This is a genomic window from Bacillus sp. M5A3_1b (assembly GCF_053345335.1).
Genome location: NZ_JBKEZY010000039.1, coordinates 1 through 429, shown reverse-complemented (window position 1 = coordinate 429; position 429 = coordinate 1). Strand labels below are relative to the sequence as shown.

At 31.2% G+C, this 429-nt stretch carries 1 protein-coding gene; it reads left to right on the top strand.

Going from position 1 to position 429, the window contains the following annotated elements; genetic code table 11:
- Window positions 1-82: 82 nt before the first annotated feature.
- The coding region (locus tag ACLBWW_RS28630; RefSeq protein WP_447614407.1) for a TspO/MBR family protein at window positions 83-429 on the top strand (347 nt) is incomplete at its 3' end.

The following is a 429-nucleotide window of genomic DNA, read 5'->3' as shown; positions in this document are numbered from 1 at the left end:
TGCGTATTAAAGTTGTATTCATTGCAAGAGTATACGAATCATATAGAGTTTCTAAAACCTTCTATTAAAAAGGAGAATGTTTATGAAAAAATCTAGTATTATAGTATTTTTACTAACATATGGTTTGTTTTATGTTTCTAGTATTTTATTTCCTGTGGATCGTATTTGGTACGCTGCGCTAGAAAAGCCGTCTTGGACACCTTCTGGTATGACAATCGGAATGATTTGGGCTGTATTATATGGACTCATTGCATTATCCGTTGCAATTATTTACAACAAATATGGATGTAAGCCAAAAACATTTTGGTTTGTATTCCTTTTAAATTATATGTGCAATCAAGCGTTCAGCTACTTTCAATTCAGTCAAAAAAATTTATTTTTAGCAACAGTAGATTGTTTACTAGTCGCTATTACTACGTTGCTTCTCAT